We start from the raw sequence: 16,283 nt of genomic DNA, 5'->3' as shown, positions 1-16,283 counted from the left end.
CCCTCAATTTAATCCTGTAAATCTTGAAAATCTTGTTCATCCTGATTCAGTTATTAATTTTTGCTACCCACTGGTAATTTGGTCTTTTTCCCTTCTGGTACCTCTGGCTGTTGAGCCATAATCGGAACACCGTCTGTGAGGTTAAGGATGCCTGCGGTAACAATTTTTTCGCCTGCTTGCAAACCTTCGATAACTTGATAATTATTCCCCTCAATGGCTCCTAATTTTACGGACTTTTGCCGTGCTATTAAAGGTGGCGCTCCAGGTTGTGGCTGTTCTGGCTTTTGAGCTGTGAAGACAAAAGTTTCTCCACCTAAGCGAGTGACTGCTGTTACTGGAACTAAAATTCCGGGGTTCTGTTTCCAGATGACTTTAGCTTTTACAAACTGGAGATTAAGCAGTTCGCCGGTGGGGTTGGGAAAGGTGGCTTTAGCTAAAATTGTTTGGGAATTGGCGCTGACGTTGGGAGAGATAAAGCTGATTTGACCTTGGGCGATCGCCTTACCTTGAGCGTCGAGCATTTGTACTGGCAGCCCTAAGCGTAATTGAGGCTGCCTTTCCAAAGGAATTGATAACCGCAAGTCTAGCAATTGGTTCTCTGTCAAGGTGGCAATGGCGTTACCTTTTTGCAAGTAATCACCTACTTTCACTGGTATGTCGCCGATGACTCCCGCGAAGGGCGCGATGACAGCAGTTTCTTGCAGTTGTACTTCAAAGCCGCGCACTTGAGCGGCGGCCTCGGCAACTTGCGCTTGGGCTTGATCGATCTGTTCTTGGCGAGTACCGTTGGCTAACTGCGCCAATCTGCTCTTGGCTTGTGCGACTTCTGCTTCGGCTTTGGCTATTTCCTCTGGGCGCGAACCGTTTTGCAATTGTCGCAAAGCTTGCCGCTGCTGTTGCAAGGCTGCTGTCCGGCGCTCGATCTCGGCTTGTCTGTTCTTTTGCCGCTGCTCGAACCGCCTTTGAGCTTCTCGGAGATTGGCTTTGGCGGTGCCTTCTTTTTGGGTGTATTGTTCGAGGGTGTTGGCGGATTCTGCGCCTTCTTTTGCCAATGCCTGATATCTGGCAAGCTGCTGGCTGGCTAATTTTGCTTCGGCTGTGCTTGCCTCTATTTGCGCTCTGGCTTGGGCGATGTCTTCTAAGAGGCTACCTGTTTGGGCGTCGGCGAGGTCGGCTTCAGCTTGGCTAACGCGGGCTTGGGCTTGACCAATTTCTTCTGGCCGAGAGCCCGATCGCAGTTGGGCGAGGTTGGCTTGGGCTTGGGCTACTTGGGCTTGAGCTTGGGCGATTTCTTCGGGCCTGGCTCCTGCTTGCAATTCGGCTAAATGGGATTGAGCGCGGATCAGGTTGGCTTGGGATTGCCTCAAGTCAGCTTGGGCGCTGTCGCTTTTCATGCGGGCGATGGCTTGCCCTTTGTTTATGAAGTCCCCGGATTTGACAAAAATCTCCGTGACTAGCCCTTCTACTTCGGGTTTGATTTGTACCGAACGCTTGGCTTCTAAGCTGCTGACAAATTCCGAGGAATCTTGGACTGAGCTGGTTTGTACGGCTGCGAGCTTGACTGGTATGCCTGGGGGTTGGGCTGCTGCTGCCGGTTGCTGTGCGCGATTATGACCCGATTGCCACGAGTACCAGCCGAAACCTGCTGCGCCTGTGGCGATCGCGAGCGCGGCAATTAGGGGCCAGCGCGATCGTCGTTTAGCAACAGGTTCGGGGCGATCGGCAACGGTGGCAGAATCCTGCGGTTGCTCGCTGTCTGCATCGGTTGGGTGAAGTTCCGGTGTGGCAACAGGTTGGGGGCGATCGGCAAGGGGGGCCAAATCCTGCGCTCGATCGCTGTCTGCATCGGTTGGGTGCAGTTCCGGTCTGGCAGATTTTTGCTCTTCAGCTTCAACGACGGATTCTGGGGATTTAGAATAACTCATTGGCAGCACCACTTAGATTTTTTTTAACTTCTGACTTACTGAGACTTGGGCGGAATATTTGATTCTCCGGCGCCCCCTCAAACATGGGGGAATAAGGACAAGGGATTTTAAACAGGATGGAATCGGGAAAGTACCTTTTTAATGAGGTTGGGGTATGTGCAGGGCTTTACTCCGATCGCAGTTAGCAAAGCCAGGGAGTGATTCTTTTTAGGAAAGCGTCTTGTTATTTCTCAAAAGTTACGATGGCAGGAATGATTACACATCCTTCTTATGACTCACCTGAATGGGTGAGTTGGAAGCGTTTTTCCTTGGAGTCGGCGGATTCAGCGAAGGTGAGGGAGTCACGCACTCCGGCGATCGCGCTTCTTTCCTTGGCTAGTTGCTCGGTTAACCACTCTATCTCTGACGCCAGCACTGACTTGCAGCGATCGCCAGAGGCGAATTGATAGTCGTCGGTTAGTGGATATTCGCTTTTGAGGCTTTCGATGTAGTCTTGCCGGGTGTAACAGGCTCGCAAGCGGTGTTCCAATAGCTTCAGCCGTTCTTCGGGTTCTAAGTTACCAAAAAAGAAAAACTTAATTCGGAACCGGGAACCACTGTTAACCCAGCTTTCTTGAGGGTGTTCGAGCATTTTTTGCCGCCAGAGTTCGCGCCCTTTGGCGGTAATTCCGTAGATTTTGCGCGGACAGCCCGCCTCTCCGGCTTCTTCGGCTATTACCGAAATCTCCCCTCGCTCTTCCAAGCGCTTCAGCAGCGGGTAAATCGCTCCGTAGTTGACGCTGATGCAACTGCTCATAAACAGCTCCAGTTGTTGCTTTAACCGATAGCCGTGGAGGGGTTGCAACTGTAGCAGCCCAAGGGCTGATAATTCAAGCATTTATATCAATTTGATATTATAGTCTGGATTATATCACTATATCGGACTCAAGGGCTATCGGGTCAAGACCGAGTTTCAAATAAAATTTAGAGTAGCAAGCATATTAAGTGATATTTGTCAAGCTTATTAAGATATATTTTTTGAGTTCAACAAAGGGCGATCGCTTTACTTTTTATTATAAAACCCATTTGAGATGTAACAAGAGTGGGGATTCACCTCGATTTCGGTCAAAGACCAGACAGCATCTCAGTTGTTTCAAAAGTGAGATTCTGTCTGGTCTTTGATGTCTCATAAGTGCTTTAATAAACTTTGCTCAACAGAGCCGATTTCTGCCACATATCTCTTCTTGGTAAGAGGTGCAGAACTTTTCTTAATATGGGTTGATTGAACTTTAAAACGCTGACACATTTTAGTATGTATTGAAGATTGCTCGCACCCCCTGTTTTTTGGTAGCGGATACTGATATTATTTTTCTCAAGTATTGCAACAAAAAAGTCTTGGGCTTGTTTCCACTCGCCCTGTTTGTAATGTACGGATATGTAAAATTATGGCTCTTTGTTTAGGGATAAAAAAAAGCAACGCAGCCTACGGGTAGTTAAACTCCGATTTTTTCCCTGCTATTAATCATCCTCAAAGAGGGTTTTTAAGGAATAGTTTCCCCGATTATATGCTATTAATATGACACAAAGAGAGTGCTTTATCTTCAGAATCACACCAAAGATTAACGCCCTGTAATTACTTGAAATAGCCACCCAAAAAGCATCACGCTCAAGAAAATCACGCCTCCGACAATTAACATCAACCCCAAAAGCAGCCCCGCCACAAATAGCCAATCGGCTTTTTTCCCAGGTTCAGGGGAACCTAAATGAGCGTCCAGCAATTCTATATTTTTGACATTAGCTTTCCAAGTAACATCCAACAAGTCTCCGGCAACGGGTACAGTACCGGCAAATGTATCAAACACGATGTTAGCAGCCATTTGTACTAAAGTCTCTCGCGGCACTCCCATTTGAGCAGACTTCAAGACGACATAGCCGGCAAAAATTGAACTGATTAAATCGCCGCCGCCCGGTATCAGTCCTAATATTGGATCGAGTCCAATGCGGTATTTTGTGCCAGGAATAGGAATTGCATTGTCTAGTAAATGGCTGATCCGGCGGATTCGGCGCAAGGATGCAACATGAGATTGGCTGGGAGTATTTGCGGAGGAATTTTGTATAGGAGAACGTGACATTTAATTACTCTCGGTTGCGCTATTACTGCTAGTTGATGAGATTTATTAAAGCATATTCTAGTTTTGTCTATATGCCTCAAGCAAGATTTTTAGTAATGTTAGCCGATCGGCTTTTGTTTGTTTTTGAATGAACAGAAACCCGGTTTCTGTTCAAAACCGGGTTTCTTGCTTCTAGCTAGGGGCTTTTAGTTTAGCCTTTTATTTGTTGCCTTCTGTGAAGTCGGCGTCAATCACGTCGTCGCCGCCGCCAGTGGGGCCGCCGTCTCCATAGCCACCAGGGCCGCCAGGGCCGCCAGGGCCATCAGTTGGGCCGCCTGCTTGCTGGTACAGGTTGCTGCTGACAGCGTAGAATGCTTGCTGCAACTCTGTTGTCAAGGTTTTGATCCGATCGTCATCTTCACTGCCGATCGCCTCGCGCAAGTCTTTGAGCAACCCTTCAATCTTAGTTTTGTCAGCAGCGGGAACTTTATCACCCAATTCTGCCAACTGCTTCTCGATTTGATAGGCTTGAGAATCAGCTTGGTTTTTGCGATCGATCCTTTCGCGACGTTCCTTGTCAGCAGAAGCATTCGATTCGGCTTCCTTGACCATGCGCTCGACTTCATTGCTGGGCAAAGTAGAAGCACCAGTAATGCTAATCGATTGCTCCTTACCAGTACCTTTATCCTTAGCAGCTACATTCAAAATACCGTTAGCATCGATATCGAAAGTAACTTCAATTTGAGGTACGCCACGGGGGGCTGGTGGAACTCCATCTAAGCGGAAGGTTCCCAAATCCTTGTTATCATTCGCCATTTCCCGTTCGCCTTGCAAAACGTGAATTTCCACGTTTGTTTGGCCGTCTACAGCAGTCGAGAAAGTTTCCGACTTCTTGGTAGGAATAGTGGTGTTGCGGGGAATGATTTTGGTCATCACGCCACCCAAGGTTTCGACGCCCAGAGACAGCGGGGTAACGTCGAGCAACAGGATGTCTTTGACTTCGCCGGAGAGTACGCCGGCTTGAATTGCTGCACCCACTGCGACCACTTCGTCCGGGTTTACCGTTTGGTTGGGGTCTTTGCCGAGGAGTTTTTTGACCAGTTCTTGCACCGCAGGAATCCGCGTCGAACCACCAACTAAGACGACTTCATTAATTGCCGATTTGTCTAATTTGGCGTCGCGGATCGCGTTTTCTACCGGGATGCGAGAGCGATCGATCAAATCCGAGCACAGTTCTTCAAACTTGCCCCGCGTCAAAGTCGTGTCCAAGTGTTTTGGCCCGTCTTGAGTCGCGGTAATAAACGGCAGGTTGATTTCTGCTTGGGTAACGCTCGAAAGCTCAATCTTGGCTTTTTCTGCTGCTTCCGTCAGGCGTTGCAGTGCTTGTTTGTCTTTGCGGAGGTCAATGCCTTCGGCTCTTTGGAATTCGCTAGCAATGTAATCGACGATTTTTTTGTCGAAGTCGTCACCGCCTAGGTGAGTGTCTCCAGAAGTTGCTAGCACTTCAAATACGCCGTCGCCTACTTCGAGAATAGATACGTCGAAAGTACCGCCACCTAAGTCAAATACGAGGATGGTTTCGTTGCTCTTTTTATCTAACCCGTAAGCTAAAGCTGCTGCTGTAGGTTCGTTAATAATCCGCAGCACTTCTATACCGGCAATTTTTCCCGCGTCTTTCGTAGCTTGGCGCTGGGAGTCGTTGAAGTAAGCGGGAACAGTAATTACCGCTTGGGTAACTGTTTCGCCGAGGTATTTGCTGGCGTCTTCTACGAGTTTGCGGAGAACTTGTGCAGAAATTTCTTCTGGTGCAAATTGCTTGCCGCGGGCGGGACAGTCTAGTTTAAGGCTGTTGCCAACTTTGAGGACTTTGTAGGAAACTTCAGTCGTTTCATGGGCTACTTCATCAACCCGACGCCCGATAAACCGTTTTACTGAGTAAAAGGTGTTTTCGGCGTTCATCACGGCTTGACGCTTGGCGATTTGTCCGACAAGTTGATCGCCATTTTTAGCATATGCTACTACAGAAGGTGTGGTGCGACCCCCTTCGGCGTTGGCTATGACGGTGGGTTTGCCGCCTTCCATAACTGCGACGCAGGAGTTTGTCGTACCTAAGTCAATTCCAACTACTTTTCCCATAGGGGTGTTCCGGCTCCAATCTCTACAAAATTTTGGTGTTTTATCTGTGCGATAGTCTGGTTATTCAGGACTGCGATTTTACCTCGCGGTTTACGGGTAGTGAGTCCTGCTTTAATACAGTCTTCGATAGGGTGCTGATCTCTATACTGCGGGCGGTAGACCTTGCGATGAAGGGGTATTTACCGAACCTGTTGGGGGACGGTTGCATCCGTGAGGCTTGCACCGCTACAGTTGTTGACTGCTTTGCTTTTCTTTACTCTTCCCAATGTACGGTGTGCGATCCATTCGGGTATTGTGGCAAACCGTATACGTTGTGTTGTATTTGCCGTCTTTGTTGTATAAATTTTGTTTGGTTGGTAGGGGCGATCGGTTTTTTGGCTTCAAATCAGGTTTAATATCAATTCTGAAAAGGGACACGGCAATGCCGTGTCCCTATCAGTTTACTTCCAGGCTGTGCCTGGGAAGGAATATATTATTGAGGGAGAGCCTCAAGTCCCCCTGCTGGGAATCTCGGAAAATTCAAGAATTTTCCAGCTTTTAATTGCTATTTTTCACCGATCAGCAGAGCTGCCGGAAAGTAACTCAGAGCTTCACCAATTGCCAACGTACCGTTACTTTCTACCGCCTGATTTGTAATTGCATCTTTCCAAACCGACGGCATTTGCTCGGATAATTTCAAATTAGTATCTTTCCAGACTTGTTTGCCGATCGGCAATTCTTCCGGTTTGACAATTCCCGTGAAAAACCGGGGAGCAATGACAATAACTGTAGTATCTTCAAAGCTTCTGGCAAAGGCAACAACGTTATCTTTAAACGTGCCAACTGCTTGCAGGGGCAGATAATCGCCTGATTGAAAAACTTGCAAGTATTTTTTTCGGGCTTCTAGCACTCTTGTCGTCAAAAATAACTTAATTCTCGCGTCTTCTCGCGTCGCAATCAAATCTTCAACCAGTTGCAAAATATCCGTCTGAGCTTGCTCTTTAATTTCCCGCAAAACCTCGATTCTGCGGTCAAAATCAACGGGACGGCGGTTATCCGGATCGACGTGGCTTAAATCCCAGAATTCCGTCCCTTGATAAATGTCTGGAACGCCCGGAGCAGCGAGTTTCAGCAGCGTTTGAGATAAAGAATTGAAAATTCCGTAATTAGCTACTTTTTTGCAGAAAGGTATAAATTTGCTGAGAAACTGATTTTGTTCCGAAGGTTCGAGAACACTATCGATAAAGGTCATAAAACCAGCTTCGTAGTCGTTATCCGGTCTCAGCCAAGCCGTATAAACTTTGGCTTCGCGGACGGCTTTAATGGCATAATCTTTCAGGCGATCGACATAATCAGTGTTTTCAATTCCCTCAAAGGGAAAAGTGCCGATCATAGTTTGGTACAAGAAGTATTCGTCGTTAGTACTGGGAACCATTCGATTCACAAAGTTGACTTTCTTAGAAGAGTTTAGCTCTCTCCAAGACTTGACTTGCTGTTCCCATTCATCGGGAATTTCGGACAAAACGTTAATTCGAGCTCGCACATCTTCGCCGCGTTTGGTATCGTGGGTAGCTGTAGCATTCATTTTGTGCGGCCAAGCGACTTGCTGCTTTTTGTTGAACTCGTGAAAATCTACCAGCGACACGCCGAACTGACTGGGGTTTCCTCCCACTTCGTTGAGCGATAAAAGCCGATAGTAGACGTATAAAAGCGTGTCTTCAACGCCTTTGGCCATCAAAGGCCCTGTCAACTGCTGGAGTTTCATTACAAAGTGCCGGCGCTGCTCTTTTTGTTCGGTTGTTAGGGTTTCTTCTTCTTCCAGCAACAGCACCGTTTCGATAAATTTAAGTTCCTTGAGAAGTCGCGGTACTTGTTCTTTCGCGTGAGCGATCGCATATTTTACGTAAGTGCGATCGGACTCTCTCAAACCATCTTGATTGATGTAAGTCCGGTAGACTGGAAAGATCGTCAAAACAGCCGCCAAGGCTTTTTCCAAACCGGGACGAGTAAAGTCATTTCCCTGTCTCGATTGACCGGAGATATTCTTCAAAAGTTGAGCTAGATTGTCTACATCTCCCGCCAAGTTTTTCTCAACAATCAGCCCTTTTTTATCTAAAAACAACTGTTCGTAGGGAACGGTCAAGCGAGTAAATCTATGATATATTTCGCTAAATTGCTGTTCGCGATCGCACCGACAAAAAACGCCGTTTACGTAATTCAAAAAGTCGTAGCCGCTAGTTCCCTCAATCGGCCAATATGACGGCAAATCTTCTTCGTGTTCCAGAATCTTTTCAACAGTAATGTAAGTGTCTCCGGTTTTCTCCCGGAGCCGTTTCAAATATTCTGTGGGGTCGTACAGTCCGTCGATGTGGTCGATTCTCAATCCGGTAAACTTTTCCTCATCAACCATGTCAAAGATCAGAGCATGGTTTTTGTGAAAAACTTTAACCTCTTCAACTTTTACCGAAATAAGTTCGTTGACTGTAAAAAACCTTCGGTAGTTAATTTCTTCGGCACCCACTTTCCAGAAAGCCAGACGGTAAAACTGCTCGGAAAGCAAATCGTCTAGCAAATTAAAGCTTTCGGCATTTCCCTTTTCTCCGTTAAAAACTTTGATATTTTCATCGATGAATTCCTGTACAAGGGGATTTTGATTGTAGAGTTCCCAGAGCAGTCCTTTGACAAAAGCTATCTGATCGTATCGGGTTTTACCTTTAGTTTCTGAAGGTGTATTTTTAATCAAATAAAGAATCCCCAAAAACTTGATAAAATCTGGATGGCGTCTGCCTAATTCCCTGGCTAAATGCCCCAAATTATGGCTGATAAATTTAGCATAAGATTCAATTCTTACTGGCAATTGTAAGCTATAATAATTGATGCTCAGCCCATTTTCGCTGTATTTGAGTTGAATCTCGCCATTTTCCAGACACTCTCCATAAAAATTGCCCAGCAGCGGAGCCAGAACTCGACCTCTGAGATGTTCGTAAGCGTGATTCCATTCAATATCGAAGTAATCGAAATAGTCGGAATCCGGCCCGTGTTCCAACACGTCTAACAGCAGCAAGTTTTGAGTGTCGTAAGCCATGTGGTTTGGGACAATATCTTGCAGCCATCCCATGTTCCGTTTCTTGATTTCGTATGTGAGGGCTTCAAAATTTTCTGATGTTCCCAATTCGGGATTGAGCAGATTTGAGTCAACGACATCGTATCCGTGAGAGCTGCCTTTTCTGGCTTTAAATATCGGTGAAGCGTAAACGTCGGTAATTCCTAAATCTTCCAGATAGCTAAGGATTTGTTTGGCGGCTTCAAAGTTAAAACCTGCATGAAATTGAAGCCGGTAAGTGGTTGTGGGAATTCTCATCTTAATTTTACTCCTAATTAATTAGTTGGTTGGGTTTGTTGTTTAAAATTAGAAATAGTAGGTTGAGTGGAAAACGAACCCTCCGTTTCACTCCGCCCAAACCCATCAATTTGAGATTTAAGTGAGATTTGAGATTTTTGCTCCCATCTAAAATCTCAAATCGCCAATCTAAAATCAGTTGTTGGGTTGAGCGGCAGCGAACCCTACGCTTCGCTCCGCCCAACCTACTATTTCTGTATTATTTCGTAGAGTGCGAAACTCTGGGGTTTAACAGTCAACTCTTGCTCTGAATTTATCTTGTCAGGCAAGCTAGAACCTGAACCCATCCATTTTTCATCAGCAGAGTCTAAAATTTTGTTCCAGTTGCCTTGGGGAAGTGCAGCCGTAAAAGCTACCTCTTGCCTGTTGAAGTTTAGAATGCAGAATATCTGGCTGTCATCTGTCCAGCGGCGTAGAAATAAGATTTTTTCTGCTTCAATGCTGGACACTTCTAGACTGTTTTTGTCGAGTTTTTTAAGGGCTGGTATTGTCCGCCGCAGTTGAATCAAATGTTGGTGCCATTCCCAAAGGATTTTGTGTTTGCCTTCGGTTTGTTTTTCCCAGTTTAACTTACACTTATTGAAAGTCTCAGGACTCTGGGGGTCATTAAACTCGCCTCGGCCTTCAAAGATTTTAAATTCTTGTTCTTTGTCTTTGCGGACAGCTTCAATTAAGTTTTCGTCCGAGTGGGAAATGAAGTAAAAAAACGGTGCTTCTTCTCCATATTCTTCTCCCATAAAAAAGAAGGGAATGTAGGGAGAAATTAAGACTGTACCGGCTGCAAGTTTCAATCCTTCCAAGTCAACTAATTTGGAGAGTCGGTCTCCCAAAATGCGGTTGCCGATTTGGTCGTGGGTTTGGGCAAACACCAGAAATTTATGACCCGGTTCATCCTTAACAGAATTGCCGTGTTTCCGCTTTCTGTGGGGGGCGTACTGGCCGGAGTAAACAAAGCTTTCTTTGAAGGCTTTTTCTAAGTGTTCGCACTTGCCGAAATCTTGGTAGTATCGGTCGTCTTCTCCAGTGAGCAAGGCGTGCAGTGCGTGGTGGAAATCATCGCACCATTGGGCGTCTAATCCGAAGCCCCCCAGTTCTTTAGGACGTATAGTGCGGACATCATTTAAGTCACTTTCGGCTATTAAGTAAAGTTGCCGTCCTAGTTCTTGGGAAATATCGGCTGTGGCATCGGATAGTTCTTGTAAAAACGGTCTTGCACTTACTTCAAATATTGCTTGAATTGCATCTAATCTCAGGGCGTCGATGTGATAGTCTCGAAACCAGTAAAGGGCGTTTTCAATAAAGTAGTTACGCACGCCGTCGCTGTAGGCATCGTCGAAGTTGAGGGGATCTCCCCACACCGAGCCGTATTTTGATGTAAAGTAAGGGCCGAAGTCACGGAGGTAGTTTCCTTCGGGGCCGAGGTGGTTGAAAACTACATCAAGAATTACTGAAATGCCGTGTTCGTGGCAGGCGTTGACGAGTGTTTTGAAGCCTTCGGGGCCGCCGTAGGAGTTTTGAACGGCGTAGGGATATACGCCGTCATATCCCCAGTTTCGATCGCCGGGGAATTGGGCTACTGGCATTATTTCGATGGCGTTGATTCCCAATTCTTTAAGTTGTTTTAGCTGGGGAATTATTGCTTCAAATGTTCCGGCTTGGGTGAATGTGCCGACGTGCAGTTCGTAAATAATCATTTCGGCTAGCGGCACGCCTTGCCAATTTGTGTCAGTCCAAGTAAAAATATTTTCATCTATTACTTGCGACGGAGCGTGTACGCCTTGGGGTTGATATTTTGAGGCTGGGTCTGGTCGATCGGTTTTTCCTTCGATTTGGTAGGTGTAAAGGGTTCCTGGTTCGATGTCTGTAGCTGTCGTTTCCCAATAACCTTCTGCGGATTGTTGCATGGGTATCAGGCGTTTTGTTGGGGAAACAATTTGGACTGCTATTTGTTTGATTGTGGGCGCCCAAACGGTAAATTTACATTGGTTGTTGCCGAGGTAATTGGCTCCTATCTTCACTTTGAGTTGTTCTCCTTATAAAATAGGTTGGTAGTTCGATCGCCCGACGCGCTATCAAATGCTTGCCCTTAACGTTCCGCGCCTGTTTAGACGGTAATATTACTTAATATCACAAACAACTAACTTTAGACAGAGGCCTCAAAGGCTAAAATTGTCTACCGGGCAAAATTAGCGGTTGGTTGTGTCTAAATTAGAGCAGGAATCGGCACGGGGGCGATCGCCAAATTAACGGCCTGGAAGCGTTAATATTTCTGGTTGATATCATGTCGAAAATCTACCTAAAGGTAGGTCAAAAATCAGCGCGAGTGTGGACTTTATGGTTATGGCTTTTGGACGGGAAATCTGCTGCAATCTCGACTCGGCGGAGTCTCGGGAGTGGTTGGTCACAAACGGGATCGGCGGTTACGCTAGCGGGACGATCGCAAATCTCCTCACCCGCCGCTATCACGGCTTGCTGGTAGCTGCCCTCAAACCCCCGCTGGGACGCACTTTGATGCTCGCCAAGCTGGACGAGACGGCTGTGTATCACGATCGCGCATATCCGCTTTATACAAACCGCTGGGCCGACGCGACGATGGAACCCCACGGCTACAACTACATCGAAAGCTTTCACCTCGAAGGCACGACGCCTGTTTGGAGGTTTGCTCTCGCCGACGCTATCCTGGAAAAGCGGATTTGGATGCAGCAAGGTGCTAACACAACATATATTCAATACCGCTTGCACCGTGCCTCACAACCGATCGCCCTCGCTGTCAAAGCCCTAGTCAACTACCGCGACTACCACCACACGACGAGCGTCGGCGACTGGCAGATGAGCCTACAAACCTTGGAAAGCGGGGTTTGCGTGACTGCATTTCCCAAGTCTGCACCCCTGTACCTGCTGACGGATGCCGAACCAGAGGCCAACTTTCGAGTTTCTACGCCTTTATACAAGTGGCATTACGGATTTGACCTAACAGCCGAAAAGCGGCGCGGATTGGACTGCTGCGAGGATCACTTGCACGCGGCGACTTTTCACATGACGATCGCACCGGGAAGTTCTCTGACATTGATAGCCAGCACCGAGAAAAATCCCGAACTCAACGGCGGTAAAGCTTTAGAAGTGCGTCGCACTTCTGACCAACAACTACTGCACAACTGGTCAAAAGTGAGCGAATCTCCCGACTGGATCGATCACTTAGTGCTAGCCGCCGACCAATTTATCGTCAGCCGCCCGCTACCGGAGGAACCCGAGGGCAAAACGATCGTCGCCGGATATCCCTGGTTCAGTGACTGGGGACGGGATACGATGATTAGCTTGCCCGGTCTCACAATCTGTACCGGGCGATCGGAAATTGCGCGATCGATTTTGCGGACATTTGCGCGGTATGTCGATCGGGGAATGCTGCCGAACCGCTTCCCGGATGCGGGCGGCGAACCGGAATACAACACCGCAGACGCCACGCTGTGGTACTTTGAGGCAATTCGCGCTTATATCGATGCCACGGGCGACGACGAACTTTTGACCGAACTCTGGCCGGTGTTATGTGAGATTGTTGACTGGCACTTGCAGGGTACTCGGTATAACATCCGCGTCGATCCCGATGACGGTTTAGTCTACGCGGGCGAAACCGGCGTGCAACTGACTTGGATGGATGCGAAAATCGGCGATTGGGTGGTGACACCCCGGATTGGTAAGCCGATCGAACTCAGCGCCCTTTGGTACAATGCTATACAAGCTATGGCAAGTTTTGCTCGAAAACTGGGCAAGCCTCACAATGAATACCAGCAATTGGGCGATCGAACAGCAGCCGGATTTCCTCGCTTCTGGAACGCCTCAACCGGTTACTGTTACGACGTTCTCGACGGCCCCGACGGACACGATAGTTCGCTGCGGCCCAACCAAATATTTGCCGTATCCTTGCCCCTAGACTCGATTCCTCCTCACTCCGCCAACTCCTTGTCAGCGGGGATGCGCCAGGAAACCCGCTATACACCGTTACTGACGCCCATCCAGCAGCGCGGCGTGGTGGACGCCTGCGCTCAACAGCTTCTGACTTCTGTCGGCCTCCGCAGCCTCTCGCCGCAGCACCCGCAATATCGCGGCGCATACGGAGGCGACCAATTGCAGCGCGACAGCGCCTACCACCAGGGCACAGTTTGGGGCTGGCTGATTGGCCCGTTTGTGTTGGCGCACTTGCACGTATACAAAGACCCAGCACAAGCGAGCGAATTCCTGGAACCGATGGCACATCATATAAGGGGCGGCGGAGTTGGCAGTCTGGGCGAAATTTTTGAGGGCGACGCCCCTCACTCGCCTCGGGGCTGCACGGCTCAAGCTTGGACTGTGGCTGAGGTGCTGCGGGCTTGGTTGGCAATTAATACTGTGGGTGTTTAAATTAGTAGTGTTATCAATCATTTGGTAATATCGCAAATTCAAGCCCTCAAGAGAATCTCTCTTTCTCTGTGTGTTCTCTTTCTCTGCGTCAAGAGCACCTCTGCGGTTCGTTTAAAAAAAGAGTTCACCAATCTGTCTATCATTGCTATAAACTAGGTGGGTTATTCGGCAACTCAATCAAGACAACTACTAATTTAATAGGAGATTTATGGCATTATTATTAGCGGGCGATATTGGCGGAACAAAGACAATTTTGCGGTTAGTGGAAAGGACTGTTAACGGTGAAATGAACGCTCTTTACGAGTTTCGCTATCCGAGCGGGGAGTTTCCCGATTTAGTGCCGATGGTGCAGCAGTTTTTGACGGAAGCTGCTACGAAATTGGATTTTGCGCCATTGCCTGAAAAAGCTTGTTTTGCTATCGCAGGCCCGGTGGTTAACAACACTGCAAAACTGACTAATTTGCCTTGGATGCTGGATGCGAAGCGTCTGGAACAGGAATTAGGAATATCACACGTTAGTTTAATTAATGATTTTGTCGCGGTTGGCTACGGCGTGTGGGCTTTGGACGATCGAGATTTGCACACTTTGCAAGTTGGAAAACCCCGCCAATACGACCCAATTGCTGTGATTGGTGCGGGTACTGGTTTGGGAAATTGTTTTGGAATTCCCGAGGCAAATGGCATCAGGGTTTTTTCTTCGGAAGGGGGGCACGGTGACTTTGCTCCTCGTTCGGAGTTGGAGTTTCAATTGCTGAAATATTTGTTAGCAAAACACGACATTTCCAGAATATCGATCGAGCGTGTGGTTTCGGGACAAGGGATTGTTTCAATTTACCAGTTTTTGCGGGACAAAAAGTTTGCTCCTGAATCGCCAGAGATAGGGGAAGTTATCAAAAAATGGGAGTCAGAAATGGGTAAAAGCGAGAAGAGTGTCGATCCGGGGGCGACAATTGCACAGGCGGCACTCAAAAAGTGCGATCGGCTTTCGGAACAAACAATGCAAATGTTTGTAGAAGCCTACGGTGCAGTGGCCGGAAATCTGGCTCTGACACTGTTACCTTACGGCGGTTTGTACGTAGCTGGCGGCATCGCTGCTAAAATTTTGCCGCTGATTCAAGAAGGGGGTTTTATGCGAGCTTTTACGCACAAAGGCCGGATGGATTCGCTGTTAGAAATGATGCCGGTTCGTCTTGTTTTGAATCCCAATGTAGGGTTAATTGGTGCGGCTGTTTGTGCGGCCGGTCTTTAGCTAAGGCACCGGAATGATAGAGGACACGGCATTGCTGTGTCCCTACCCCGATTCATTGTAGGGAAACGGCATTGCGGTATCCTGATTTCTTAGATTATCCTCATCCAAGAATCTCAAATTTTCTGCGATCGTAAATATCCCTTAAACTAATCTGAAACTCAACCGACTCTAAAACTAACGTCTCATCTTCAGACTCATATACAAAATCGGATGACTAATTATATCATAGCTGGGGTTAAGTAGACTAAGTAAAATAAAATATCCTTTCTAGTTCTCATCTAAAATTTTAAATTACTTCCCTTCCAGTTCTTTCAGCTTCCGCTGGGCAAACTCCTTCACCTGGGGATCTTGAGCCACGGCTAAAGCTTGGCGATAGCTTTCAATTGCTTTTATTTTGTCGCCTTTGAGTTCATAAGCAATGCCGCGATATTTGAAGGATTCTGCATCTTTAGGATTGAGTAGAAGGGCTTGAGTGAAATCGGCCATGGCGCGATCGTATTCCTTTTTATCGTAGTAAGCAATGGCGCGATTGTAGAAGGCTTCTGCATCTTTAGGATTGAGTAGAAGGGCTTGATTGTAATCGGCAATGGCGCGATCGTATTCCTTTTTATAGTAGTAAGCAATGCCCCGATTGTTGAAGGCATCTGCATTTTTAGGATTGAGTAGAAGGGCTTGATTGTAATCGGCAATGGCGGGATCGTATTCCTTTTTATAGTAGTAAGCAAGGCCGCGATTGTAGAAGGCATATGCGTATTTAGGATTAAGGAGAAGAGCTTGATTGTAATCGGCAATGGCGCGCTCGTATTCCTTTTTATAGTAGTAAGCATTGCCGCGCTTTGTGAAGGCTCCTGCATCTTTAGGATTGAGTAGAAGGGCTTGATTGAAATCGGCAATGGCGCGCTCGTATTCCTTTTTATCGTAGTAAGCACTCCCCCGATTGTAGAAGGCTCCTGCATCTTTAGGATTGAGCAGAAGGGCTTGATTGAAATCGGCAATCGCGCGATCGTATTCCTTTTTATCGTTGTAAGCAAGCAGGGTAAGAGCATCTCAATTAGGCTTGACACAAGGACTCAGAAGAATCTAATGTAGGGTCAAGAAAACAAGAAAAG

At 47.3% G+C, this 16,283-nt stretch carries 9 protein-coding genes; 2 read left to right on the top strand and 7 right to left on the bottom strand.

Annotated elements, in window-relative coordinates; all coding sequences use genetic code 11:
• Positions 1-53: 53 nt before the first annotated feature.
• The 6 genes from QUA47_RS04070 to treZ all read right to left on the bottom strand — a co-directional run bounded on the left by QUA47_RS04070 (position 54) and on the right by treZ (position 11,548).
• A complete protein-coding gene (locus QUA47_RS04070; protein WP_333429814.1) occupies positions 54-1,925 on the bottom strand; it encodes an efflux RND transporter periplasmic adaptor subunit in 1,872 nt (623 codons plus the stop codon).
• Between the two features lie 268 nt (positions 1,926-2,193).
• Positions 2,194-2,802 carry a PadR family transcriptional regulator gene (locus QUA47_RS04065; protein ID WP_333429813.1) on the bottom strand — a complete coding sequence of 203 codons (609 nt, stop codon included), beginning with the start codon at positions 2,800-2,802 and terminating at the stop codon, positions 2,194-2,196.
• 721 nt (positions 2,803-3,523) lie between these two features.
• Positions 3,524-4,036, bottom strand: a complete 513-nt coding sequence (locus QUA47_RS04060) for a DUF4112 domain-containing protein (RefSeq protein WP_190663856.1) — start codon at positions 4,034-4,036, stop codon at positions 3,524-3,526.
• 198 nt (positions 4,037-4,234) lie between these two features.
• A complete protein-coding gene (dnaK, locus tag QUA47_RS04055; protein WP_333287465.1) occupies positions 4,235-6,151 on the bottom strand; it encodes a molecular chaperone DnaK in 1,917 nt (638 codons plus the stop codon).
• Between the two features lie 544 nt (positions 6,152-6,695).
• The gene (treY, locus tag QUA47_RS04050; protein WP_333429812.1) at positions 6,696-9,491 is read right to left on the bottom strand and encodes a malto-oligosyltrehalose synthase; all 2,796 of its coding nucleotides are present in this window, start codon (positions 9,489-9,491) and stop codon (positions 6,696-6,698) included.
• Between the two features lie 227 nt (positions 9,492-9,718).
• Entirely contained in the window at positions 9,719-11,548 is a 1,830-nt protein-coding gene (treZ, locus tag QUA47_RS04045) for a malto-oligosyltrehalose trehalohydrolase (RefSeq protein ID WP_333429811.1), read from the bottom strand.
• A 316-nt stretch (positions 11,549-11,864) separates the two neighbouring features.
• On the opposite strand from treZ, the gene QUA47_RS04040 reads away from it, so the two are divergent.
• Entirely contained in the window at positions 11,865-13,925 is a 2,061-nt protein-coding gene (locus QUA47_RS04040) for an amylo-alpha-1,6-glucosidase (RefSeq protein ID WP_333429810.1), read from the top strand.
• Positions 13,926-14,133: 208 nt separating this feature from the next.
• The gene (locus QUA47_RS04035; protein WP_333429809.1) at positions 14,134-15,174 is read left to right on the top strand and encodes a glucokinase; all 1,041 of its coding nucleotides are present in this window, start codon (positions 14,134-14,136) and stop codon (positions 15,172-15,174) included.
• Between the two features lie 291 nt (positions 15,175-15,465).
• On the opposite strand, the gene QUA47_RS04030 is transcribed toward QUA47_RS04035, so the two are convergent.
• Entirely contained in the window at positions 15,466-16,209 is a 744-nt protein-coding gene (locus QUA47_RS04030; RefSeq protein ID WP_333429870.1) for a tetratricopeptide repeat protein, read from the bottom strand.
• Positions 16,210-16,283 lie beyond the last annotated feature (74 nt).

Origin of the sequence: Microcoleus sp. MON2_D5 (assembly GCF_036701905.1) — a bacterium.
GTDB lineage: Bacteria > Cyanobacteriota > Cyanobacteriia > Cyanobacteriales > Microcoleaceae > Microcoleus.
Note: the sequence above shows the minus strand (reverse complement) of the source record. Positions and strands in the feature narration are given on the sequence as shown.

Excerpts from the sequence above, each read along its gene's own strand:
- QUA47_RS04035 (WP_333429809.1), top strand. The coding sequence starts at position 14,134 with ATGGCATTATTATTAGCGGGCGATATTGGCGGAACAAAGACAATTTTG.
- QUA47_RS04060 (WP_190663856.1), bottom strand. The coding sequence starts at position 4,036 with ATGTCACGTTCTCCTATACAAAATTCCTCCGCAAATACTCCCAGCCAA.
- treY (WP_333429812.1), bottom strand. The coding sequence starts at position 9,491 with ATGAGAATTCCCACAACCACTTACCGGCTTCAATTTCATGCAGGTTTT.
- dnaK (WP_333287465.1), bottom strand. The coding sequence starts at position 6,151 with ATGGGAAAAGTAGTTGGAATTGACTTAGGTACGACAAACTCCTGCGTC.
- QUA47_RS04040 (WP_333429810.1), top strand. The coding sequence starts at position 11,865 with ATGGTTATGGCTTTTGGACGGGAAATCTGCTGCAATCTCGACTCGGCG.
- QUA47_RS04070 (WP_333429814.1), bottom strand. The coding sequence starts at position 1,925 with ATGAGTTATTCTAAATCCCCAGAATCCGTCGTTGAAGCTGAAGAGCAA.
- QUA47_RS04065 (WP_333429813.1), bottom strand. The coding sequence starts at position 2,802 with ATGCTTGAATTATCAGCCCTTGGGCTGCTACAGTTGCAACCCCTCCAC.